Raw genomic sequence first — 21,746 nt, forward strand, 5'->3', positions numbered from 1 at the left:
TGCTATGTGGTTATGCGCAGGCGAGCAATCGCTCGACATCGTGTGCGTTACGGCAACGCAGTAATTGTCCGGGGGAAAGTGTCACCGCCAGCTCCTCCTGGAACCGCGCAGCGATGGCTTTCAAATGCTGGGGCCGCAGGCCCAGACTGATGAAGTCGACCGAGGCATTGGCGCCGTCCTGCGGGGGCCTGCCCAACACACTCAGGTAGATCGCCAAGACCTTGCTGCACAGGGTTTCAACGACCTCTTCGGCAGGCTCCAGCAACAAGCTGCGCGCGCGCGGGCGATCAGGCTTGCCGTTTTGCGATAACGGCAGCGCCTCCACCGCCAGGAAACGCGTGGGCACGTGGGATTGCGGCAAGTGCTCGCGGGCGAACTGGCGCAACGCGGCGGCGGTCAAGGGGGCGGCGTCTTCTGCGCTCACGTACAGCGCACCGATGTTGACCTCGCCCTGGCGCTGTTCGCCGTAGTCCACCACCAGCACGTGCCTGACCGCAGGATGCTTGATCAGCTCGTTCTCGATGTCGGGCAGCGACACGCGCACGCCGCGCACCTTTACGTAGCCATTCACGCGGCTGTCGAACATCAACGTGCCGTCACGGCGATAGCGCCCGCAGTCACCGCTACGAAATGCACGTACGGCCTGGCCGTGCTCATCGATCACGCTGATGAATTCGGTGTGTGCCATCGCGCCGTCTTCCAGGTAGCCCAGGGCCAGGTTGACGCCTGCCGTATGAATGCGGCCGACAACCCCTGCCGGGCAATGCGCGCCCTGGGCGTCGAGCACCAGATAGCGGTTGCCCGGTAACGGTCGCCCGTAGGGAATTTGCAGTTGGTCATCGGCAGTGATGTCGTGCCAGATGCTCCAGATCGTGGTTTCTGTCGGCCCCCCCAGGGAAATCAGGCGCGACGATGGCAGCAGCCCGCGCAACTCGGCGATCACGCCCGGCTTGATGTAGTCGCCGCCCTGGGCGATCAGGCGCAGGCTGGCCAAGTCATAGTCACCACGGCACGCCAGCAGCATTTCCAGGATGGCCGGCACGGAACACCACAGCGTCACACCGTGCCTGGCGATCAACTGATTCCAGCGCAGCGCATCCTTTTCCTCGCCGACGCCAGGCAGTACCAGCGTGGCGCCAGCCGTCAGGCAGCCGAGCACATCGAATACCGACATGTCGTGGTGCAGCGGGGTAACCGACATGAACACGTCGCTCTCACTCACGCGCCAGTGTGACAAGGTGCTGCCGATGACATTGGCCGTGGCGCGGTTGCACAGCACCACGCACTTGGGTTTGCCGGTGGTGCCCGAGGTGTAGAGGTAGTACGCCGGCGCTTCGCTCAGCGAGCGATCATCCAGTATTGGCGCACTGGCTTGCGGCCCGGCCAGCAACTCGTTCGGCGTGGCGTGGGCCTGCTCGACCGTCTCGCCTGAGCTGATGATCGCCAGATCGGGGCGGCAGTTTTCCAACAGATACTGCCGACGCTCGTCCGGCGCCGCAGCGTCGATAGGCACCCAGATCACGCCCGTCAATGCACAGGCCAAGGTCAGCGTGGTGTGCTCCGGGCTGCGTGGCAGGCAGATGGCGACCACTTGGCCCGGACCGATGCCACGGGCCTTGAGCGCCGCAATGACTCGCGACACATCCGCTCCCAGTTCGGCGTAGCTGATCTGCCGCTCGCCGCTGATCAGGGCGATCCGTTGGTTGGCGGGGTCGAACAGGTGCCTGGCGACTTGCGCCAGGAACCCTTCGGCACGGGCCTCGGTTGCCGCGCTATTAAGGCAATAGTGAGACGTGTCGATGATCGCACCGGCGTCCACGGCAAACTCACCGCTGGCGCTGATCTGGCTGATGGCCTTTTCCAGCGCATCCAGGATGTCGTGAACCACCGCTGGGTCGAGGACTTCCCGTGCATAGTCGATATCCAGCACCAGCGCGCCCTCGGCGTTTGCCCAGAAGCGAATGTCCATGGCCACTTGAGGCGTCTGGGTCAGGCCGCCTTGCAACTGCATGGGACTGTCCGCCGCCGACACCGGCCAGGAAAAGCCATTGGTAATCACCACCGGCAGCACGGGTCCAGGGCCGTGGGATTCGAACAGCAACCGGGCAAGGTCCACGCCCGAATAGGCCAGGTGTTGCAGCCCTTCCAGCACGTCCACTTGCAGCTTCGCCGCACGCTCCGTAAAGGTGCCGGGCGCCTCGCTTCGGTTGATCGCGATAAAGCTGGAACGGTTGGCAAATGCACCGCCCGTTTGCGGCGCAACGGGCACCGCCACACACAAGCCGCCTTCATCGAGCCAGTGGGACAGCACCTCCATCACCAGCGCCATCAGGGCGGAGTTCTTGAATAGCCGCTGCCGGGCGCCCAATTTGCAGAAACCGTTGAATACCGCCTTGGGCACCTGTCGGCTCTGACGCTCGTAGCGCGAGGCCCGCACTTGATCGAGCGGCACGCGCCATGGCAAGCTTGGTGCGCCCGTCACGTCGGCGAGCTTGGTCTTCCAGTAAACCGCGTCGGCCTTGCGTTGATGGGCCTGATCCACCTGGGCAGGCGCAGCCTCGGCAGCGGGCTCATCGCCGGTCAGTCCGTCGAACAGCTCGACCAACAACGCCGCAATGGAGCGGCCGTCGAGGATCAACGCATCCAGGCGCACGAACACGGTCAACTGGTCGTCGCGCAGGTGGAAGAGCGTGACATTCCAAGGCGCACGGTCCAGCTCGAAGATGGCGTGGGCGTAGGCCTCGCGGCGTTCATCGATGTACGCCGACGCGGCTTGCGCCGACATCGATGTAAGGTCGACTTCGTCTAGATTGATGCGAGCTTCATCGCTGACGTAACTGACCAACTTGAGCGCATCCACCCGTGTGCGCAGGCTGTCATGGCGCTGCACCATCGCTGCCAGGCGACTGCGCAGCAGCGTCGGGTCCATGGCCCCGTGGTATTCACGAAACTCCTGCATGGCCACGCCGCCAAGAGGCACCTGGGTGCCACGGCCCAATAAGTACGCCTGCTGCAGGGCTGACAGTGGTTTTTCGAGTGTGCGCGAAACACCGACATTGAGCGCTTGATCCAACGCGCGCGAATCGGCCGCCACTTCCTGCGTGATCGCCACAAAGCGCTCAAAGAACGTCGTTACCCACGGCAGTGGCAACGCATCAAGACGAATATCCCAATTGATCAGGATACCGCCATCGGCGCAGGCGATCTGTGCATCAAGCGCTACCTGAGGCCCTTGGGATATGACCCAATTCATCGGGCCGAATACACGCTGCACGCGCGGCGAAAGCAAGTCGCCACCGGGCATGTCCAGCGCGGCAGTAAAGACCACCGGCGCCAGCTGTGGCGAGCCGTGATGGCGGGACAGGTCGCGCATCACATTCACCCCCGGATAGGCGCAATGCTCAAGCAGGCCGACCATTTTTTTCGCCAGTTGCGCACACAGCGCGGCCGGCGTGGCGGCGGACTCGATGTCCACATCCAGAATCAACACATTGGCAAACTCACCCACCACGCGCTCGACATGATCCACCAGCGGTTGGCGCCAGAACGTCGGTACATTGAGACGAAAGCTACGGTCGCCGGTCTGCTCCCCGAGCACCGCCGCAAACAGCCCCATCATCAAGGTCGACAGGGTGATCCTGCGTTCCCGTGCCAGGTGTTCCAATGCCTGACGCTCGACGGGGCCCAGCCAGGTATGGAGTCGGTGGCTTTGCGCGTGCTCCGGCGGGTGTTCAAGCAATGGCAAGGTGGGGGCCGGAGCAACGTGCGCCAGGCGTTCACGCCACCAGGCACGGTCGCGATCCCGGGCGGCCTTGAGCGCCGGGTCGACACGCACCTTGTCGTACCAGTCGAAGAAGGATGGCGTGTTCGCCAGCGTGTCATCGGGCTGCTCGTAAAGCCGGGCCAGGTCTTCCATCAGCGTGCGGAAACTGGAGGGATCGATGGCGATCATGTCGGTATCGACATGCAGGCGAAACCTATCGTCGGCCATCAGGCTCACTGCAAACCGGGCGCCCGGCTCATGGCGCAGGTCCAGTTGCTGATGTGTCCACGCCTCCCGTTTGGCCAGCAGGTGGCGGGTGGCCTGCGACTCGGTCATGGCACGCAGGTCTTCGACTTCCAACCGCGGCGATTGGTCCATGGACGCGATGGATTGCAGCCCTTGCACATCCACGCGCATTCGCAGCATCGGATGCAGCAGGCTGGCCCGCTCTAGCGCTTGGCGTAACCGGTCCAGGTCAATGCACTGGCCATCGAACTCGGCATAAAGATGAGCCGAAACTCTCCCTAAAAAGGCATGAGCAGTACGCCCGATCCAACAGGCGGCCTGCATCGAAGTTAACTCTCTCATGGTCCACTCATGTGATTGACAAATCTAAATGATTAGCGTCACCTATTAGAAACGATAATGATTATATTTCAAGGTATAATTTTTTGACCACAAGCCACGGAGGCTTTCTGCACATGAGAACGGGCACCCTTAGGACGAGCGACATGGATGAGGTGCAACAGCTTGACGAAACGCGGAGTTTTTCATTCACCTCCGGCGATCGTGAGCTGGCGGTCAGCGGCATGTTGCAACGAATCGAAACGCCGGCCATCGCCGGTGAAAACGCCAGCAGCCTGTTTCAAAAAACCGTCTCGCACGCCTTTGAACAAGCGCGCAAAGCGGGCCAGGCCAACCCGATGATCGTCGGCGCCATCCCCTTCGATCCCGCTGAAGCGTCCTGCCTCTACATCCCCGAACACGCCGAGTGGCGCGCCCGCAGCGGTGCCGTGCACACCGGTGCGGCCTCGATGCCGGAACTGCTTGAACAAAAAAACATACCGGACGAGCAAGGCTTCAAGCGCACGGTCGAACACGCCATCGTCAACTTCCGCCACAGCGACGTGCGCAAGGCCGTGCTCTCGGTGCAGCGTGAATTGCTGTTTGCCCAGGATGTAGACGTGAGCGCCATGCAGAACAATCTGCGTGCCCAGAATCCCAGCGGCTACCACTTCCGCGTGCCCATGCCGGACGGCGCCACGCTGATCGGCGTCAGCCCCGAATTGCTGGTGCACAAGGACGGTCTGGAATTCGTGTCCAATCCCCTCGCCGGCTCGGCCAAGCGTATGGCTGACCCCGAAGCCGACCGGCGCAACGCCGACTGGCTGGCCGCCTCGGAAAAAGACCACTATGAACACCGCCTGGTGACCGAAGACATCGCCTCCCAGCTCGGCCCATTGTGCACACGGCTGGACGTGCCACAGCGCCCTAGCCTGATCAGCACGCCCGCGCTGTGGCACCTCTCCACCCGTATCGAAGGCACCCTGGCCGACCCCGGCATTTCCGCCTTGCAGTTGGCGTGCCGCCTGCACCCAACCCCTGCGGTGTGTGGCTTCCCTACCGAGCGCGCGCGGCACCTGATCCGCTTCGTCGAGCACGTTGAGCGAGGCCTGTTCACCGGCATGGTCGGCTGGTGCGACGCCCAGGGTAACGGCGAATGGGTCGTGACCATCCGCTGCGGCACCATCAAGCGCAACAAGGTCCGCCTGTTCGCTGGCGCCGGCATCGTCGAAGCCTCAAGCCCCGACTCCGAATGGACAGAAGTCCAGACCAAGCTCGGCACCATGCTGCGCGCATGCGGCCTGGCCCACTAATTTCCCCATTTTTCAGCAGTGACCCTCATGACCCTAGAATTCACGCACTGGCCCCTCGAAAGAGCACAACGCTATCGGGAAAACGGCTACTGGATCGATCAACCCCTCACCCACCTGCTCCAGGCCCGCAGCCAAGTACAGCCCCAGGCTTGCGCGATCATTTGCGGCGAGCGTCGCTTCAGTTATGACGAGCTGGATCAACTGTCTTCCAACCTCGCCTCGCGCCTGGCCGCCAGCGGGCTTGGCCACGGCGACACCGCGCTGGTGCAACTGCCCAACATCGCCGAGTTCTACATCGTGCTGTTCGCGCTGCTCAAGGCCGGCATCGTGCCGCTTAACGCGCTCTACAGCCATCGCAAACTGGAGCTTAAAAGCTACGCCAGGCAAATCACGCCAAAGCTGTTGATCGCCTCCCGTGAGCATGAAGTGTTTCGTGATGACGGCTACCTCGCCGACCTCAACGAAGTCGGCGCAAGCCCTGAGGTCACGCTGTTCCTCGGCGAACAGCACGCCCCCAACAACCTGGTTGCCTGGATCGAAAGCCCGAGCGACAGCCGCGTGGATTTCTCCCCCAGCGCACCGGATGAAGTGGCCCTCTTCCAGTTGTCCGGCGGCAGCACCGGTACACCCAAGCTCATCCCACGCACCCACAATGACTACCACTACAACGCCCGCACCAGTGCCGAGGTATGCGGCCTGACCGCACAAACACGCTTCCTGTGCGCCCTGCCGGCAGCGCATAACTTCCTGCTCAGTTCGCCGGGCGCCCTGGGCGTGCTGTACGCAGGCGGTACCCTCATCATGGCGCCGAGCCCAGAACCGCAGACCTGCTTCGCAATGATCCAGCGCCACGAAGTCAACACCGTCGCCCTGGTGCCCAGTGCCGTCGCGTTGTGGCTGCAGGCCGCGCCGCAGCACACCGAACAACTGCAATCGCTTGAATTCCTGCAGGTCGGCGGCGCCGTGTTCGCCGACTCGCTGGCCCGCCAGGTGCCCGGGGTGCTCGGCTGCAAACTGCAGCAGGTGTTCGGCATGGCCGAGGGCCTGATCAACTACACTCGCCTGGATGACACCGACGAGCAAATCTTTACCACCCAAGGCCGCCCGATCAGCCCGGGGGACGAAATCAAAATCGTCGATGAACAGGGTGTGCCCGTAGCGCCCGGCGAGCCCGGCCTGTTGGCTACCCGCGGCCCCTACACCTTCTGCGGCTACTACAAGAGCCCCGAACAGAACGCCCAGGCCTTCGACAACGAGGGTTACTACTACTCCGGAGACCTGGTGCAAATGACACCCAGCGGTGACCTGCGCGTCGTCGGCCGGGTCAAGGACCAGATCAACCGGGGTGGCGAAAAAGTCGCTTCCGAAGAGATCGAAAACCTCATCGTGTTGCACCCCGACGTCACCCACGCCGGTCTGGTCGCCATGCCCGACGCCGCACTGGGGGAAAAGAGCTGCGCCTTCGTCGTCTCGTGCAATCCCAACCTCAAGCCGCCCGCCCTGCGTCGCCACCTGATGGAACTGGGCATCGCCGAATACAAACTGCCCGACCGCATCCGGCTGATCGACACCATGCCGCTCACCGCCGTGGGCAAGATCGACAAGAAACAGCTGCGCCAACTGCTGACGGCGGAAACCACCCGCGCCTGGCTGAAAACCCGCGTATTGCAATTGATCGAAGACGGCGAAGCACTGGACCCCGAGGAAAACCTGATTTTCTACGGCCTCGACTCCCTGCAAGTGATGAAACTTGCCGCCGAACTCAAGGCGCGTGGAATCGCCGTCACCTTTGAAGAGCTGGCCGACTCGCCCACGCTCGCCAGTTGGTGGTCGCTGGTGGACACGCGGCAAAAAGCGGCCTGAACGGGCCGCTTCGCCCAGTCGATTTAAAAGGAGTTAGAGATGACGTTATCCACGGCCGACCAAAGCAGGCTTGAGCACTTCTGGCAGCACTGCGTGACCCATCAGTACTTCAACATCGGCTACCCCGAATCCGCCGATTTCGATTACTCCCAGTTGCACCGTTTCCTGCAGTTTTCGATCAACAATTGCGGGGACTGGAACGAGTACAGCAACTATGTGCTGAACTCGTTCGACTTTGAAAAGGACGTGATGACGTACTTCTCCGAGCTGTTCCACATTGCGCTCGAAGACAGCTGGGGCTACGTCACCAATGGCGGCACCGAAGGCAATATGTTCGGCTGCTACCTGGCCCGCGAACTGTTCCCTGACGGCACCCTGTATTACTCCAGGGAAACCCACTACTCGGTGGCCAAGATCGTCAAGCTGCTGCGCATCAAATGCCGTGCCGTCGAATCCCTGCCCAACGGCGAGATCGACTACGACGACCTGATGCTCAAGATCGCCGCCGACCAGGAGCGTCACCCGATCATCTTCGCCAATATCGGCACGACGATGCGTGGCGCGGTGGACAACATTGCGACCATCCAGCAACGGCTGCAACTGGCGGGCATTGCCCGGCGTGACTACTACCTGCATGCCGACGCGGCGCTGAGCGGGATGATCCTGCCCTTCGTCGACCACCCGCAACCCTTCACGTTTGCCGACGGCATCGATTCGATCTGCGTGTCCGGGCACAAGATGATTGGTTCGCCGATCCCGTGCGGCATCGTGGTCGCCAAGCGCAAGAACGTGGCGCGCATCTGCGTGGAAGTCGACTACATCCTGGCCCATGACAAAACCATCAGCGGCTCACGCAATGGCCACACGCCGCTGATGATGTGGGCGGCACTGCGCAGCCACTCGTTCGCCGACTGGCGCCAGCGTGTCCGCCACTGCCTGGACCAGGCGCAATATGCCGTGGATCGCTTCCAGGCAGCCGGCATCGATGCATGGCGCAACGAGAACTCCATCACCGTGGTGTTTCCCTGCCCGTCGGAAAGCATCGCGAAAAAGTATTGCCTGGCCATCTCCGGTGGCACCGCGCACTTGATCACCACGCCCCATCATCACGACAACTGCATGATCGACGCCTTGATTGATGAGGTCATCGCCGAGCGTGACAGCAACGCCTGGGGCACTGGCGCCGCCCGTGCGCGTCAAGGCGCCCATGAACAGCCGCCCACCGCTGCCCGGCTGGCGTGTCCACGCTTCGACGTCATCTGAAACGAACCCTTTATTAGAGACAAACACTATGTCGTCACTGAAAACCCCCGAGGCGTGCGAAAGCCTCACCGACATCCGCGCGGGCATCGACTTTTTCGACCGTCAGATCCTGGAGTCACTGCAACAACGCTTGGGTTACGTGAAGGCCGCCGTGCGCTTCAAGGCCAACGAACAAGCGATCCCCGCGCCGGAACGGGTGGCGGCGATGCTGCAGGACCGCCGCGAGTGGGCCGTCGACACTGGATTCGATGTGGATTTTGTGGAAAAACTCTACGAGCACATCATTTATTGGAACATCCAACAGCAAATCTCACATTGGCGAGCGCTTTATCCGCAGCGAAGTATGGAAAACGCTGGCTAAAGCATCGAAAGGCCCGCGCATTCAGGTCCATCCGCCAGGGTGGACTTGACCCCCACGTATCACACATTTCCATGGCCAGTTTGAGGCGGGTTGCACGCTGCTCCAACATGCAACGCCGCCTCTACCGCCTGTTATATCGCGAAAATAGCTTCAATTTCGATATTCAGTTCCGGGGAAAACAATTTGGAAACCTCGACCAGGGAGCTGGCAGGGAGATGCCCATCATAGTGCTGCGCCAGCACCTTGCGCAGTTCGCCGGCCTGGCTGAAGTCGGTGATGAAGATAGTCACTTTCAAGAGTGCAGACATATCGGTGCCCTCTTCGACTGCAACCGTTTTAATCTGCTGCAAAATAGCATTGGCCTGTTTTTCAAGACTTTGCCCTTGAGCCTCAGTGCCGAATGCAGTAAAGCCTGACAGATAGAGCGTGTGGCCATTTTTTACTGAATGCGAATAGGGCCCCACTGCGGGAGGAAGTGCCGGGTAATTTTTACGTTCGATATTAGCGCTTGGCATATGAGTAAGTCCGAATTTTAGTGCATGGGTGATTGTGAGTTTATGAATTAAAGTACGTGGTCAGGTGACTTTCAAGTTTGCCATGTTCTCAAAGTCCGGCAAAAGACAATAGTCACGTTTCTGCACGATTACTGCCTGATTCTCTACGTGTGGAATTTTCCAACACGCTGCGCTTTCTGCATGTGTCATAATTTCGTATGACAATGTGTAAATATGGGGCTTACCCCACTGTGCCTGCAAAGGAGGCCCTAATTGGCGGAAAACTATCGTTTTGCGGCTGAAGATGGCCGAGTGGCGCTCAGGGATATGATTCGTGGGCTTCTCCCTGAGGAGGGCCGCTTCCCAACCCCTATCGAGGGTTTTACGCTGCACCGCTATGACCATTCAGACACGGCAAAACCCCACTTCTATAAGCCAATACTTATTATCGCAGTACAGGGGAGGAAGTGGGTTCGTATGGGTATCAATGATATTTCATTCGGGGAGTACACATGTTTTATCGCCGGCGTGAACATGCCCGTCTCCAGTTGTCTCCTGGAAGCGACTTCCGAGATGCCCTACCTGTCAGTTTCCCTGGATCTGGACAGGCCTTCGATAGCTGCATTAGCTGCTAAAATTCCAGCGCCGACGGAATATAATCACGACATTGCAGTTGGCGCAGCGGTACAAGAACTCAGCCCGGAATTGCTTGATGCTTTTTTAAGAATGCTTGAATTACTCGATAAGCCAGAGCACGCCAAGGCATCAGGAGCGCTAATATCGCGAGAAATTCACTACCGACTGCTCACAACACCCTTCGGACATCAACTTCGACTTTTGAATACAGTCGGTTCTCAAAGCAATAAAATTGATCAGGCGATCATGTGGCTGCGGGAAAATTACCGAGAAACGTTGCAGGTAGATAAATTGGCCGGGACATTGAATATGGCGCCTTCCACTTTATACAAGTATTTTAAAAAAATAACGACACTCAGCCCTTTGCAATATCAGAAGCGTCTGCGTTTGGATGAGGCGCAACGCCTGATGCTGGTTGAAGATTGCGATGTGACAGAAGCGGCCTTAATGGTCGGCTATGAAAGTGCCAATCAATTTGGTCGAGAATATAAGCGGCTGTTTGGCGAGCCGCCCAGAAAGAATGTCGTCAACATCAAGACCGGTAGGCAGTAGCCGCTTGGAGCCGCGATTTTGATGCCCCTGCGGATCAGATCAGGTTGAACCTCTGTCACTCAGGCGGGCTCCCAAACCTGAATCCAGGAGAAACATATGAGCCAAACAGCTTTGGTCGTCGGCGCCAGCGGCATCGTCGGCAGCGCCATCACTCAGTTATTAATCGACAACAACTGGCAGGTCGCCGCGCTGTCCAGGCACCCATCGCAAGCGCCAGGCGTGATCCCCGTGGCGGCAGACCTTCAGGATCCCGCTTCGCTGGAACACGCGCTCGCGGGTTTGAAGCCCACGCATGTGTTCATTACGACATGGTCACGGCAAGCCACGGAAGCCGAGAACATTCGTGTCAATGCGGCCATGGTTCGCAACGTGCTGGCCGCCATTCGTCCAGCCAGGAGCGTTGAACACGTAGCGCTGGTCACGGGGCTGAAACACTACCTCGGCCCATTCGAAGCCTATGGTAACGGCAGCCTTCCGCAAACACCGTTCCGCGAGGATCAGGGTCGTCTGGACATCGAAAATTTCTACTACGCCCAGGAAGACGAACTCTTCGCCGCAGCTGAAAAGGACGGCTTTACCTGGAGCGTTCATCGCCCGCATACGGTCACCGGGGTTGCTGTAGGCAACGCGATGAACATGGCCACCACCCTCGCTGTCTATGCCTCGATTTGTAAACAGACCCATCGCCCTTTTGTATTTCCCGGATCAACAGTGCAGTGGGACAGCCTCACTGACATGACGGATGCCCGGCAGTTGGCCAAACAACAATTGTGGGCGGCCACTACGCCGGCTGCGGCCAATCAGGCATTTAACGTCACGAATGGCGATGTCTTTCGTTGGAAATGGATGTGGAGCCGAATTGCCGAATACTTCGACGTGCCTGCCGCCGATTATCCCGCTTCACCCTCCCCCCTTGCCGGGCAGATGGCTGACGACCAAGCCGTATGGACGCAAATGGTCGCGCAATTCGGGCTGAAGGAATCCGATATCGGTCGGCTGATATCCCCATGGCATACCGATGCGGACCTGGGTCGACCCATCGAAGTGGTCACGGACATGTCGAAAAGCCGTGCCATGGGCTTCACCGCCTACCAGGCGAGCGATCAGGCATTTTTCGACGTGTTCGACAAACTACGCGAGACACGCTTGATACCTTAGGCCGTTCCTGAGACGCCAGGCCGTTTGTTGCCTCTCACCGCAGGCATCAATCGGCCAGGAGTGCCCAGCGTTCGTGATCACACCAGACTCCGCCGATCTGAAGGTATTTCGCAGAAAACCCCTCTTTCGTGAATCCGAGACGTTTGACCAGTGCTATTGATCGCACATTTTCAGGTTGAATATTGGCTTCGATACGGTGAAGCCCTAATTCCTCAAAGGCATACCTCGTTGTCAACCCCACCGCCTGGGACATTCTTCCAGTCCCGGCAAACGAAGCCATGCCCCAGTAACTGAGATAGGCGTTTTGAAATCCTTTATAGAAGATCTGGCTTAGATGGGTGACTCCCACAATGTGCCCGGATTCTCTATCGCGGGCCACCAGCCCAACGCTTGCGCCCGTAATGTGTGCCGAATACCACTCCTCGAACCCTGAAGCGGTCGTGAACGGCTGTACCCAGCGGCCATGATATTCAAGGCTTTCCCGATTCGCGTGGAGAAGCTCGTCCCTATCTTTGCGCGTGACCCGGGCAAGCCTGACGTTCGACATTTCCATAGCGGCACCTCTTCTTACCTTTTGTCCTGGGCTACAGCTCCAATGAGAGTCGAAAACATCTCTTCTGCCTCGGCAACGGAGCAATTTCCACGTGTAACGGCGCATGTCAGCGCGTCTCCCGCCGCAACCAGTGCCGCGCAGGCCAATGCCAGCGATTCCAGGCGAACGCTTGAGTGAGGCCGTAGGACTTCCACGAACATCTCGATCACCGCGTCAACCAACTCTTGGTACACGCCAGCTTTCTCATCGCTTCCTGCAAGCGCCGCGCCGACAGCATGAAATTCGTCACCCTGGTCGGTTCCGCAGGCCAGATAGGCTTTAGCCAAAGCCAATACAGTGTCTTTCGCCGGTCGATTTTCCTGAGCCATAAGCGTGCGAAACGCGGTAATACGTTCGGTGTCTATCCAACGATAGAGGTCAATCAAAAGACCGGTTCTGGTCTCGAAATGCTCGTAGGTCACAGGCTTTGAAACGCCTGCGCACACTGCCAGGTGGCCCAGCGTCAGTCGATCCGCACCTTCCTCCCGAACGATCACACGCGCCGTTTCGAGCAGTTGCTGACGCCGCTCGGGCTTCGGCAGACGACCTGAGGTCCTCTTGTCGGCGACGATCTTTGTGTTTTTCACTTGCATACCTACAACCTACTATCTGTAAAGTTAGTGGAGCACAGGTGTTGAGACGTTACAAGCGTCTGGAAGAATGCAAGGTAGGGGTTGAGGCCTTGATCAGCGTGTAAACGTTTTTTCGAGCACAGAATTTGGCCAGGTTGCCTCTGCAATACGCATGAAATTATTGCCGTAGATCGCTTGGATATCCGCATCTGAATAACCCAAGCGCGTCAATTTCTGTGCGACCTCACCCAGGGTCTCGGGCTGCAACTGAACATGTCCGTTCATCTGGCCATAGTGCTCAATCGGCCACCAGTCGTTCTCGTCTTCACCTTCCGGCAAATCTTTGTGCTCGGGGTACAACTCGGTATCCAAACCTATGCCGATATGGCTTGTCCCGATGCGCTCTGCCAGATAGTCGATTTGTCGAACGTAAGCGTCTACGGAGGCCGATGGGTCGCCCAGGAATATGCCTAGGCCTGTAAGTCCGATGACGCCACCTTGAGCCGCACAGGCGAATATTTGTTCATCATCGATTGTTCGCGGGTGATCAAAAACCGCTTTGACGTTGGTGTGGGAGAAAATCGCGGGGCGCTGTGACATTTCCATAATTTCAAGACTTGAGCGTTTGCTGGCGTGCGAACAGTCAATAACAATTCCCGCTGTATTAATACTCTGAACGACCTTGCGTCCCAGGGTGGTCAATCCGCTACCTGCGCCATGGCAGCCGCCAGCACAACTGTTGTCGCGGTTGTAGGCAAGCAACATCTGGCGAACCCCCAGGCTTGCGAACAGTGCCACCATCGCAGGGTCCTGCCGCAGCATATTGGAACCTTCGAGGTCAAAGGAGACCGCAAGCTTTCGAGACGTGTGCGCATGGTAGATATCGTCAACGCTGGCGACCAGGACAAAGTCTTCAGGGTGTTGAGCGAGCCAGCTCCTGAAACCCGCAAGCGTTCGCATCACGGTTTCAAACGGGGTCATGTCCATGCCCACGTTGATCGAGACATGATGAAAGCCGGCTTCTCGGTACCTGTTCAGGCGCGACATATCCTGTCCGGGAATCAATGGCAGGCACGCATGGGCCTCCCATTGAATCGCCGGGACCTTACTGACTCCTGATGGGTCAAGCTTCATCATTTAAACCCCGTCCAATCGGTTCGCTGTCCACTCGTGCGCCAATGATGCCATGGCGCACTTCGCAATCTGAGCATCCTGCACATGCAACCCATTACATCTGCGAACTGTTAACGCTATCACGGGCTACCGTCTACAGGTATTTAAGACGTTCCAGAGCAGCCACTGGCGCTCAACAAAACTGATGACTTGAAGGTGAACCAGACAATTCATCGGTCCCCTCCTCCACCCGTAAGCGCGAACTGGCCCGCGAAGAATCTCGGAGCGCCGCGTGAGACCTGCGTCGCGGCGTTACCGTTGACGTTCTTCGCGAGCCAGTTCGCGCCTACAAAGGGGTTGCGTTGGTCACCGCAGGTTCTTGTCCAGGAACGCCCGTATCACTGGAATGATCTCCTTGGCATGGGTTTCCAGCGCAAAGTGCCCGGTGTCATAAAAACGAATATCCGCCTTGGGAATATCGCGCTTCCACGCCTCGGCGCCGGCCGGCACGAAGAATGGGTCGTTCTTTCCCCAGACCGCGAGCAGCGGTGGCTGGTACTGGCGGAAGTACGCCTGGAAGGCCGGGTACATCGCTACGTTGGAGGCGTAGTCCAGCAACAGGTCGAGCTGGATGTCGGCATTGCCCGGCCGGGATACCTGCAGCCCTTCCAGGGTGTAGCCATCGGGTGAAACCGCGCTTTGGTCGGACACGCCTTCCAGGTACTGCCACTTGATCGAGGCGGGGGTTGGGAAGTCGCGCAGGGCGTCACGGTTTTGCTGGGTCGGGGCCTGCCAGTAGCGTTGGATAGGCGCCCATCCTTTGCCCAGGCCTTCTTCGTACGCGTTGCCGTTTTGGGAAATGATCGCGGTCACCCGCTCCGGATGGGCGCTGGCCATGCGCCAGCCCACGGGGGCGCCGTAGTCGTGGACCATCAGCGCGTATTTATCGAGTTTGAGCTGTTCGGTGAACTGGCCAATGGTCTTGGCCAGTTGGCTGAAGGTGTAGGCGTATTCGCCGCGTGGAGGGCCTTGGGTGAAGCCGAAGGCCGGCAGGTCTGGCGCGATGACGTGATAGCGGTCGGCAAGCTCGGGCATGAGTTCGCGGAACATGAAGGATGAACCGGCGAAGCCGTGCAGCAGCAACACGGTCGGCGCGCTGGGGTCGCCGGCCTCGCGGTAGAACACCTTGACGGCACCGACCTGCTCATAGCGGTAATGCACTGTGTTGTCGGCATGGACAGCGCCGCTCATCAGCAAGGAGGCAGCGAGCCCGGCAGCGGCCAGGGAGGCGTTGGATGGAGTCATGATGTGGCTTCCTGTGTAACCGTTAAAGTTGGTGTTTGAAGGTTATTCCCGGATTTGGTAACCTGTCAAACATAATTTATTGGTTACAGGCTGCCCCCATGAATCCGAACAGCACTGCCTCAGGCGCACTTTTTCTGGCTGACAACCTTGCCCTCGATTTCATTAACTCCGAGTACGGGGTGGGTGATCAGCGCCATGACTGCTTCGTCGATGATCACAGCGTCATGAGTTGGCTGACGCAAGCGGGGCTGTTGTCCGAGCACGTTGAACTGCAGGCTCCGAGTGGGCTGCTGGCGCTCGCGCGCACGCTTCGCGCGAGTTCAAGGGCGGTGGTGAATGCCGCAATGACAGGCGTTCCCGTCGATCCTGCGGTGATCAACCAGGTGCTTGAAGCGGGGCAGCCGGTGAGCCGGCTGGAATGGGCACAGGAGAAGAAGGCATTTCGAGCGGCCACTTATCCTCGGGACAGCAGTCCGGCCAGCTTGCTTGGGCCGGTGGCCGAGGCGCTGGTGGGCCTGGTCACTCACGATAAGTTTGAATACGTCCGGCAGTGCGAGGCTCACGACTGCGTGCTGCTGTTCCATGACCTGAGCAAATCACACCGCCGCCGCTGGTGCAGCATGGCGACCTGCGGCAACCGGATGAAAGTGGCGGCGTTTCGTTCCAGGAATAAACCTTGATCGTTCTTGCCGCCCGTGTCCGGCGAAGGCGGTGCGCGCGCCATGAATGGTCGCGCCCCTTTTCTTATTGATGAGTGTCCGCTTCCTCAGCCGGATAAAACTCGCCCTCCTTGCCGATTTCTTTCAGGCGTTCGCGCACAATGGCCTCAATGCTGGCGACGGCGGCTTGATCGTCAGGGTTGACCAACTGCAAGCACAGGCGTCGGATATTCTGATCGTGGGTGCCCTCGCTCATCATTTCGTGGGTGAAGGCTTGTTCGCCACGCCACAGGCACAGCTGGGTATGCGTCCCGCCGAGCCATATTTCGTTGATGGGTCCAAGGTCGGTAGTGGCCAGTTTATCGGCGGTGATTGTCTTATCCATTGCGCTGTACCTTAGCCATGAGTAGATACAGGTAGACTTACAGGCAGAGTGGGTCGTTCCAAATGACATGTCGGATCCAGATCTGCATGATTGAGCTAGGCTCCAGCGGCCCCCTGACGGCCCCCGGGCTGGCGCCCACTCGGCAGATTTTCTATCGCGCAAACCACCTGCCTCGTCGCCTCCTCGATCGATCCCTCATTGCGGCATAAAACCCAACCGTGATCGGCAACCGCCCGCTCAAACGCATGGGTGCAGGCGGCATGCTCTTCCAGCGTGTGCAGCACCGTACTGTTCAGCCCGCGCCGTCGTGCCGCCGCCCTCGCCCATGAGATGTGCGCGTCGGTGACAACCCCGACATGCAGGTCCGGCACCTGCACCTGACGGTCGAGGTTGAGCTGTAAAATCTGCGCAAACGGAATCAGCCGGCGAAAGGCCGCGTCGGACGGATACCAGCGGTCGATGAGGATGATGCTGTCAGAGGGCTGTTCAGGCAGTACGTGCCTGGAAATCCAGCCACGGCTGTCGGCGAACCGCTCACACACCGCCCACTCCAGCGCCGGGTCGGGATGTCGCACGAGTTGGTTGACCAGCCCCATGGTTTCACCCCGGTGGGGATCGCTGTTTTTTTCGCACAGCCTGACGACCTTTTTATGATTGGCCCTCAGCGCTGCCGTCACCGCCTCCAGCAGCGTGGTCTTGCCGGTGCCCTTGGGCCCGTCCAGCGAAATGAACAGCGGGCGACTCATAGCTCCCTTGTTATCCTGTTGCCAAACGCCAAGCATAGCATCGCGACTGGTTTATCCCGCCAGCCCTTTCGGGCTTTCGGGCAACTCGGTCTCGAACCTCAACGCCCATGCCGCGATCAGACGCTGCGGGGTCTGGCAGGTTTTGCGCTTGAGTACGAAATTGCGGCACTTTTGCGCAAACTGTTGGCGGTCTTGCACCATGTCCAACTGCATCTGCGCCAGCTCCCGTTCGCGACAGCGCTCAACCTGTTCGATCTCCATCGTGGCTTTACGGGTGCGTGCGAGCAGGTATCGCTCATCGGTCAGCGCGCTGCCGGCTTGTTGCGCGAGCCACAGGTCGAAGGCGTGTGGGCAACGGGGGCCGATGTCCTGGATCATTCCATAGTGCCGGGCCTGGAAGGCACTGATGGGCAGGCACTCTTCGGTGAGCCTGTGCGCGACTTCACTGCCGACGGCCCGTGGCAGGCTGTAGGTCCAGTATTCGGAACCGTACAGTCCCATGCTTTTGTAATGGGGGTTCAGCACCACGCCTTCGCGTGCCAATACGATATCGGCAGCCAGCGCAAGCATGACGCCGCCTGCGCCCGCACTGCCGGTCAGGCCGCTGATCACCAGTTGCCTGGCGGTCAGAAGCGCCTGGCAGACATCGTCGATGGCTTGAATGTTGGCCCAGGCTTCCAGCCCCGGCACCTCGGCAGCCTGAATGACGTTAAGGTGAACCCCATTGGAAAAACTGCCGCGACCGCCCTTGATCAACAACACCTGGGTGTCTCGCCCCTTGGCCCACTCCAACGCAGCCACCAGCCGCCGGCATTGTTCAGTGCTCATCGCACCGTTGTAGAACTCAAACGTCAGTTCGCCGACGTGACCAAACTCCCGGTAGCGAATCGGTTGATAGACCTGCGGATTGAACGCCTGGTGGGCGATGGTGCTATCGAGCACCGGAATACCGAGCAGGCCGTCGGCCAGAACATGCCGCGCCGGCCGCTTGAAAGTCTCTTCCCCTGGCTGGGCCTTGCGTTTGAGCGAGCCGATCCAGACGCTGTGATCCCCGGCAGCCACCAGCACGGCGTCGTCCTGTACCGCAAGGATTTCCCCCGGCGTCCCCTGGCGTGAATCCAGGTGCGCGTCGTACAGGTAATATTGCTCGCCCTGGAGGCTGGCCAACACACCGGGCTGGCCATCGGCGGCGTCGATGCTGCGCTTGATGAAGGTTGCGCAATCGAACCAACTGAAGGTGCGGTCAGCCTGGGTCATGTTCGACTGCAAACGCCCGACAACGTCGGCTCGCGTGTAGTCGAGCGGCACAGGCACGAAACCCTTGGCGAACTTTTCCACTACGTCGCGGATGCACACCATCGCGGCGTCACTCACCGCACTGTTGTACAACTCGGATTTGCGCACATCGGCGGGCATGTCGAACTCACAGGTCGACCAGACCGGCCCGGCATCCATTTCCTCGACCGCCTGTAGCGCCGTGACGCCCCAGCGGCCGACCTGCCGGGTGATGGCCCAGTCCAGCGCACTGGCGCCACGGTCGCCGACAATGCCCGGATGGATGATCACCACCGGGCGCTGCGGATTGCGCCACAGTTGCCGGGGCACACGGTCCTTCAAAAACGGACAGATCACCAGGTCCGCGCCTGAGTCTTCGACCTGCCGACACACCGTGGCTTCATCCGTGAACACGACAACACTGGGGTCATGACCCGCCTGGCGCAAATCCAGCCAGGCCCGCTGGGTCAAACCGTTGAATGCCGATGATAATAAAAGGATCTTCACTGATCGCATGGCTGACTCGTCCTTGAGATGCGCGACCAGGGACGCGTGTTGAACCGTCCCTGGTCTTGAATGGAGGCCTGATGTTACAGAGCGGGCCGGCAAGGACACCTGATCAGGATCAATGACGAGCCTCGCTGGTCACTATATTTTAGCTGACCTTGATAACAACCTTGCCGAATGGGCCGCGTGCCAAGTGCTCGTAGGCCTCACGCGCCTGTTCAAACGGGTAGACATGGTCGATCACCGGCCGGATGTGATGGGTGTCGAGAAACGCATTCATCCGATCAAATGACGCGCGAGGAGCAACTGCAATGCCACGAATGGTGGTTTGGCGGAAGATCAGTGGCATTAAGTTCAGGTTAGCCGTTTGTCCGGTCAGGAAGCCAATCTGGGCAATGCGGCCGCCCACTTTGGTTGCCTGGACGGAGTCGTTGATACCCTCGCCGCCCGCCACTTCCAGAAGCAGGTCTACGCCCTTGCCGTCGGTGAGTTTCAATACTTCAGCGGCCCAGTCAGGTGTTTTGCGATAGTTGACGCCGGCGACCGCGCCCAGCTTGATGACTGCATCAAGGTTTTCATCACGGCTGGAGGTGACGATGACCTTGGCACCCAGGGCCATGGCGATTTGTGCGGCGAAGATGGACACGCCTCCTGTGCCTTGCACCAGCACGCTCTGGCCAGCTTCAATCTGGCCGAAGTCCACCAGCGAGTACCATGCGGTCAAGGCCGCGATGGGAAGGGTCGAGGCTTCTTCGTCACTCATGTCATCGGGGGCACGCACTGCACTGTCTTGATGGATGATCATGAATTCAGCCAGGCCACCCGGCAGTGGTGAGCCGAAGCAGTAGTCTGGTTCGTCGTGGGCAGGCATGCCGTCTATCCAGCGCGAGTACAGGTGCGAGTTGACACGGTCGCCTACTGCGAATCGGCTGACGCACTCGCCCACTGCCACGACAGTGCCCGCTGCGTCGCTGACAGGGATCAGCGGCTTGGGAACCATGTGCGGCTCATAGATCCCATCCACAATTGCCTTGTCGCGAAAATTGAGGGCGACAGCACCGACTTTGACCAGCAGCTCACCGGCCTTGGGGGTGGGCGTTTGGGTCTCGCCCTGTTTCAGATTTTCAAGACCAAAATCCTGCAGCAGCCAAGCTTTCATATTTTTACTCCAAGCAATGTGGGGCGTCCCGACAAATTCGGTGTGCCCAGGCTGGAGGCATTGTTTCTCTCCCGTGACGCTGGATAAACAGCCCTTGAAGCACAAGATTGTTATCAATCCAATTACAATCGAGTTCACTCACGTAACGGTTTAATCAAAGGCCTGACAATGAACATGATCGAGGCGATGGAAATTTACGTGGCCGTGGTTGAGCAAGGCAGCTATACCCGCGCCGCCGAGTCGCTGAGGCTTCACCGGCCCGCGCTTTCCAAAGCGATTCAGAATCTTGAACAGGAACTCAACGTCCAGCTTTTGCATCGCACGACGCGCAAGATCCACGTGACGCCTGAGGGGGAGGAGTTCTACGATCGATGCAAGCAACTGCTGGCCGATCTGTCTGATACTGTGGCGTGGTTCTCACCGGATCGACCTGCCCGGGGAAAGCTCAGGGTGGATGTTCCGGTGACCCTCGCCAAGGCATTTATCATCCCTTCCCTTCCAAAGTTCCGGGCTCTCTACCCCGAAATCGAGTTGATTCTCGGGTCTTCGGATCACCAGGTTGATTTGATCGCGCAGGGCGTAGACTGCGCCGTTCGGCTAGGGGAACTTGACTCGTCGAGCCTGATTGCCAAACGAATCGGCACCGTGCCCATGGTCACCTGCGCCGCGCCCTCCTACCTCGAACAGTACGGTACCCCCACCACTTTTGAAGCGTTGTCCGATCACCTTGCGGTCAACTTCCTGATTGATCATCGCCAGCAAATCATGCCCTGGAGGTTTCAAATCGGCGGTGAAAGCCTGTTGGTGACGTTGAAAAGCGGCATCGTGGTCGATGACTCGCAAGCCTTCCTCTGCTGCGGCCTGGCGGGGTTGGGTATCGTGCAGGGCTTGCGTCCCTCGCTGCAGCCGCATATCGCGTCGGGCGAACTGATTGAAATTCTGCCGGATCTGCATACCGTTCCCAAACCTGTCTCGCTGCTTCTCACTGACCGCAAATACCGCTCGCCCAAAGTGCGCGCTTTCATGGAATGGCTCGTCGCTGTTTTTGCCGAGCAGGGGCTCAGTTAGCCAGGCCACTGCTCCCGCATTGCCGAACTCAGTCTATCGGACCGATGTTGATCGTGCGATCGGCGCCCGGACAGCCGTGCCCGAATGCCGAATGCCATTGCGAGTCGAGTGTGAAGGTGCAGGACCGCGCGGTCAGCGATAGCCAGCTTGATGAGGCTATCGAAGAAACCTTCCCGGCCAGCGCCCCTATATCCCCTTGATAACGTCTCGGTCCAAATGTGGGAGGGGGCTTGCCCCCGATTGCAGTATGTCAGCTTGCACATCGGTGCCTGACTGACTGCTATCGGAGCATAGGCAACTACACAACTTTCCAGACCGTAGCAGCCAACGGTAACCACGATGCGAAGCGAGCCGCTCTTGATCTTGATCTGCTTTTGATCTCAGGCGCCCCGTTAAAC

The 21,746-nt window shown here is 59.3% G+C and carries 18 protein-coding genes; 8 read left to right on the plus strand and 10 right to left on the minus strand.

Annotated elements, in window-relative coordinates; genetic code table 11:
* Positions 1 to 10: 10 nt before the first annotated feature.
* Positions 11 to 4,351, minus strand: coding sequence for an amino acid adenylation domain-containing protein (locus tag BFP90_RS16295; protein WP_065897389.1), 4,341 nt, complete (start codon positions 4,349 to 4,351; stop codon positions 11 to 13).
* 113 nt (positions 4,352 to 4,464) lie between these two features.
* Here BFP90_RS16295 and BFP90_RS16300 point away from each other — a divergent pair, with 113 nt between their 5' ends.
* From BFP90_RS16300 to BFP90_RS16315, 4 genes are read left to right on the plus strand one after another with little or no spacing between them, the layout of a single operon-like run.
* Complete coding sequence (locus BFP90_RS16300; RefSeq protein ID WP_065897391.1) at positions 4,465 to 5,640, plus strand: isochorismate synthase; 1,176 nt, start codon at positions 4,465 to 4,467, stop codon at positions 5,638 to 5,640.
* A gap of 27 nt (positions 5,641 to 5,667) precedes the next feature.
* On the plus strand, positions 5,668 to 7,503 hold the full coding sequence (locus BFP90_RS16305; RefSeq protein WP_065897393.1) for a (2,3-dihydroxybenzoyl)adenylate synthase: 1,836 nt from the start codon (positions 5,668 to 5,670) through the stop codon (positions 7,501 to 7,503).
* 39 nt (positions 7,504 to 7,542) lie between these two features.
* Complete coding sequence (locus BFP90_RS16310; RefSeq protein WP_065897398.1) at positions 7,543 to 8,766, plus strand: histidine decarboxylase; 1,224 nt, start codon at positions 7,543 to 7,545, stop codon at positions 8,764 to 8,766.
* 28 nt (positions 8,767 to 8,794) lie between these two features.
* Positions 8,795 to 9,127, plus strand: a complete 333-nt coding sequence (locus BFP90_RS16315; protein ID WP_065891688.1) for an isochorismate lyase — start codon at positions 8,795 to 8,797, stop codon at positions 9,125 to 9,127.
* A 131-nt stretch (positions 9,128 to 9,258) separates the two neighbouring features.
* On the opposite strand, the gene BFP90_RS16320 is transcribed toward BFP90_RS16315, so the two are convergent.
* The gene (locus tag BFP90_RS16320) at positions 9,259 to 9,642 is read right to left on the minus strand and encodes a RidA family protein (RefSeq protein ID WP_065897400.1); all 384 of its coding nucleotides are present in this window, start codon (positions 9,640 to 9,642) and stop codon (positions 9,259 to 9,261) included.
* Positions 9,643 to 9,894: 252 nt separating this feature from the next.
* Here BFP90_RS16320 and BFP90_RS16325 point away from each other — a divergent pair, with 252 nt between their 5' ends.
* Positions 9,895 to 10,809 carry an AraC family transcriptional regulator gene (locus BFP90_RS16325; protein WP_218061247.1) on the plus strand — a complete coding sequence of 305 codons (915 nt, stop codon included), beginning with the start codon at positions 9,895 to 9,897 and terminating at the stop codon, positions 10,807 to 10,809.
* A 96-nt stretch (positions 10,810 to 10,905) separates the two neighbouring features.
* Positions 10,906 to 11,967, plus strand: a complete 1,062-nt coding sequence (locus BFP90_RS16330; RefSeq protein WP_065891689.1) for an SDR family oxidoreductase — start codon at positions 10,906 to 10,908, stop codon at positions 11,965 to 11,967.
* A 46-nt stretch (positions 11,968 to 12,013) separates the two neighbouring features.
* Here the strand turns inward: BFP90_RS16330 and BFP90_RS16335 are convergent, their stop codons facing one another.
* The 4 genes from BFP90_RS16335 to BFP90_RS16350 all read right to left on the minus strand — a co-directional run bounded on the left by BFP90_RS16335 (position 12,014) and on the right by BFP90_RS16350 (position 15,549).
* Positions 12,014 to 12,520, minus strand: a complete 507-nt coding sequence (locus BFP90_RS16335) for a GNAT family N-acetyltransferase (RefSeq protein WP_240996978.1) — start codon at positions 12,518 to 12,520, stop codon at positions 12,014 to 12,016.
* A 14-nt stretch (positions 12,521 to 12,534) separates the two neighbouring features.
* The gene (locus tag BFP90_RS16340) at positions 12,535 to 13,152 is read right to left on the minus strand and encodes a TetR/AcrR family transcriptional regulator (RefSeq protein ID WP_083203259.1); all 618 of its coding nucleotides are present in this window, start codon (positions 13,150 to 13,152) and stop codon (positions 12,535 to 12,537) included.
* Between the two features lie 93 nt (positions 13,153 to 13,245).
* The gene (locus BFP90_RS16345) at positions 13,246 to 14,268 is read right to left on the minus strand and encodes a membrane dipeptidase (RefSeq protein WP_240998952.1); all 1,023 of its coding nucleotides are present in this window, start codon (positions 14,266 to 14,268) and stop codon (positions 13,246 to 13,248) included.
* A 342-nt stretch (positions 14,269 to 14,610) separates the two neighbouring features.
* The gene (locus tag BFP90_RS16350) at positions 14,611 to 15,549 is read right to left on the minus strand and encodes an alpha/beta fold hydrolase (RefSeq protein ID WP_065891690.1); all 939 of its coding nucleotides are present in this window, start codon (positions 15,547 to 15,549) and stop codon (positions 14,611 to 14,613) included.
* Positions 15,550 to 15,647: 98 nt separating this feature from the next.
* Between BFP90_RS16350 and BFP90_RS16355 the strand changes: the two genes are divergently transcribed.
* Entirely contained in the window at positions 15,648 to 16,229 is a 582-nt protein-coding gene (locus BFP90_RS16355; RefSeq protein WP_065897402.1) for a CGNR zinc finger domain-containing protein, read from the plus strand.
* A 64-nt stretch (positions 16,230 to 16,293) separates the two neighbouring features.
* Here BFP90_RS16355 and BFP90_RS16360 read toward each other — a convergent pair whose 3' ends face one another.
* The 4 genes from BFP90_RS16360 to BFP90_RS16375 form a co-directional block, all read right to left on the minus strand.
* Complete coding sequence (locus BFP90_RS16360; protein ID WP_065897403.1) at positions 16,294 to 16,593, minus strand: hypothetical protein; 300 nt, start codon at positions 16,591 to 16,593, stop codon at positions 16,294 to 16,296.
* Positions 16,594 to 16,688: 95 nt separating this feature from the next.
* Positions 16,689 to 17,339 (minus strand): dTMP kinase, encoded by a 651-nt coding sequence (locus BFP90_RS16365; RefSeq protein WP_065891692.1) that lies wholly within the window; start codon positions 17,337 to 17,339, stop codon positions 16,689 to 16,691.
* Positions 17,340 to 17,390: 51 nt separating this feature from the next.
* Positions 17,391 to 19,130, minus strand: a complete 1,740-nt coding sequence (locus BFP90_RS16370) for a hydrogenase maturation protein (protein ID WP_065897404.1) — start codon at positions 19,128 to 19,130, stop codon at positions 17,391 to 17,393.
* A gap of 139 nt (positions 19,131 to 19,269) precedes the next feature.
* Positions 19,270 to 20,280: a zinc-dependent alcohol dehydrogenase family protein gene (locus tag BFP90_RS16375; RefSeq protein WP_065897405.1), complete on the minus strand. Its 1,011-nt coding sequence runs from the start codon at positions 20,278 to 20,280 to the stop codon at positions 19,270 to 19,272.
* Between the two features lie 168 nt (positions 20,281 to 20,448).
* Here BFP90_RS16375 and BFP90_RS16380 point away from each other — a divergent pair, with 168 nt between their 5' ends.
* Positions 20,449 to 21,348 carry a LysR family transcriptional regulator gene (locus BFP90_RS16380; RefSeq protein ID WP_065891695.1) on the plus strand — a complete coding sequence of 300 codons (900 nt, stop codon included), beginning with the start codon at positions 20,449 to 20,451 and terminating at the stop codon, positions 21,346 to 21,348.
* Positions 21,349 to 21,746: the final 398 nt, after the last annotated feature.

This window comes from Pseudomonas sp. 24 E 13 (assembly GCF_900004715.1).
Taxonomy (GTDB): Bacteria; Pseudomonadota; Gammaproteobacteria; order Pseudomonadales; family Pseudomonadaceae; genus Aquipseudomonas; species Aquipseudomonas orientalis_A.

Coding starts and splice junctions, on each gene's coding strand:
- BFP90_RS16295 (WP_065897389.1), bottom strand. CDS start 4,351: ATGAGAGAGTTAACTTCGATGCAGGCCGCCTGTTGGATCGGGCGTACT.
- BFP90_RS16300 (WP_065897391.1), top strand. CDS start 4,465: ATGAGAACGGGCACCCTTAGGACGAGCGACATGGATGAGGTGCAACAG.
- BFP90_RS16305 (WP_065897393.1), top strand. CDS start 5,668: ATGACCCTAGAATTCACGCACTGGCCCCTCGAAAGAGCACAACGCTAT.
- BFP90_RS16310 (WP_065897398.1), top strand. CDS start 7,543: ATGACGTTATCCACGGCCGACCAAAGCAGGCTTGAGCACTTCTGGCAG.
- BFP90_RS16315 (WP_065891688.1), top strand. CDS start 8,795: ATGTCGTCACTGAAAACCCCCGAGGCGTGCGAAAGCCTCACCGACATC.
- BFP90_RS16320 (WP_065897400.1), bottom strand. CDS start 9,642: ATGCCAAGCGCTAATATCGAACGTAAAAATTACCCGGCACTTCCTCCC.
- BFP90_RS16330 (WP_065891689.1), top strand. CDS start 10,906: ATGAGCCAAACAGCTTTGGTCGTCGGCGCCAGCGGCATCGTCGGCAGC.
- BFP90_RS16335 (WP_240996978.1), bottom strand. CDS start 12,520: ATGGAAATGTCGAACGTCAGGCTTGCCCGGGTCACGCGCAAAGATAGG.
- BFP90_RS16340 (WP_083203259.1), bottom strand. CDS start 13,152: ATGCAAGTGAAAAACACAAAGATCGTCGCCGACAAGAGGACCTCAGGT.
- BFP90_RS16345 (WP_240998952.1), bottom strand. CDS start 14,268: ATGATGAAGCTTGACCCATCAGGAGTCAGTAAGGTCCCGGCGATTCAA.
- BFP90_RS16350 (WP_065891690.1), bottom strand. CDS start 15,549: ATGACTCCATCCAACGCCTCCCTGGCCGCTGCCGGGCTCGCTGCCTCC.
- BFP90_RS16355 (WP_065897402.1), top strand. CDS start 15,648: ATGAATCCGAACAGCACTGCCTCAGGCGCACTTTTTCTGGCTGACAAC.
- BFP90_RS16360 (WP_065897403.1), bottom strand. CDS start 16,593: ATGGATAAGACAATCACCGCCGATAAACTGGCCACTACCGACCTTGGA.
- BFP90_RS16365 (WP_065891692.1), bottom strand. CDS start 17,339: ATGAGTCGCCCGCTGTTCATTTCGCTGGACGGGCCCAAGGGCACCGGC.
- BFP90_RS16370 (WP_065897404.1), bottom strand. CDS start 19,130: ATGCGATCAGTGAAGATCCTTTTATTATCATCGGCATTCAACGGTTTG.
- BFP90_RS16375 (WP_065897405.1), bottom strand. CDS start 20,280: ATGAAAGCTTGGCTGCTGCAGGATTTTGGTCTTGAAAATCTGAAACAG.
- BFP90_RS16380 (WP_065891695.1), top strand. CDS start 20,449: ATGAACATGATCGAGGCGATGGAAATTTACGTGGCCGTGGTTGAGCAA.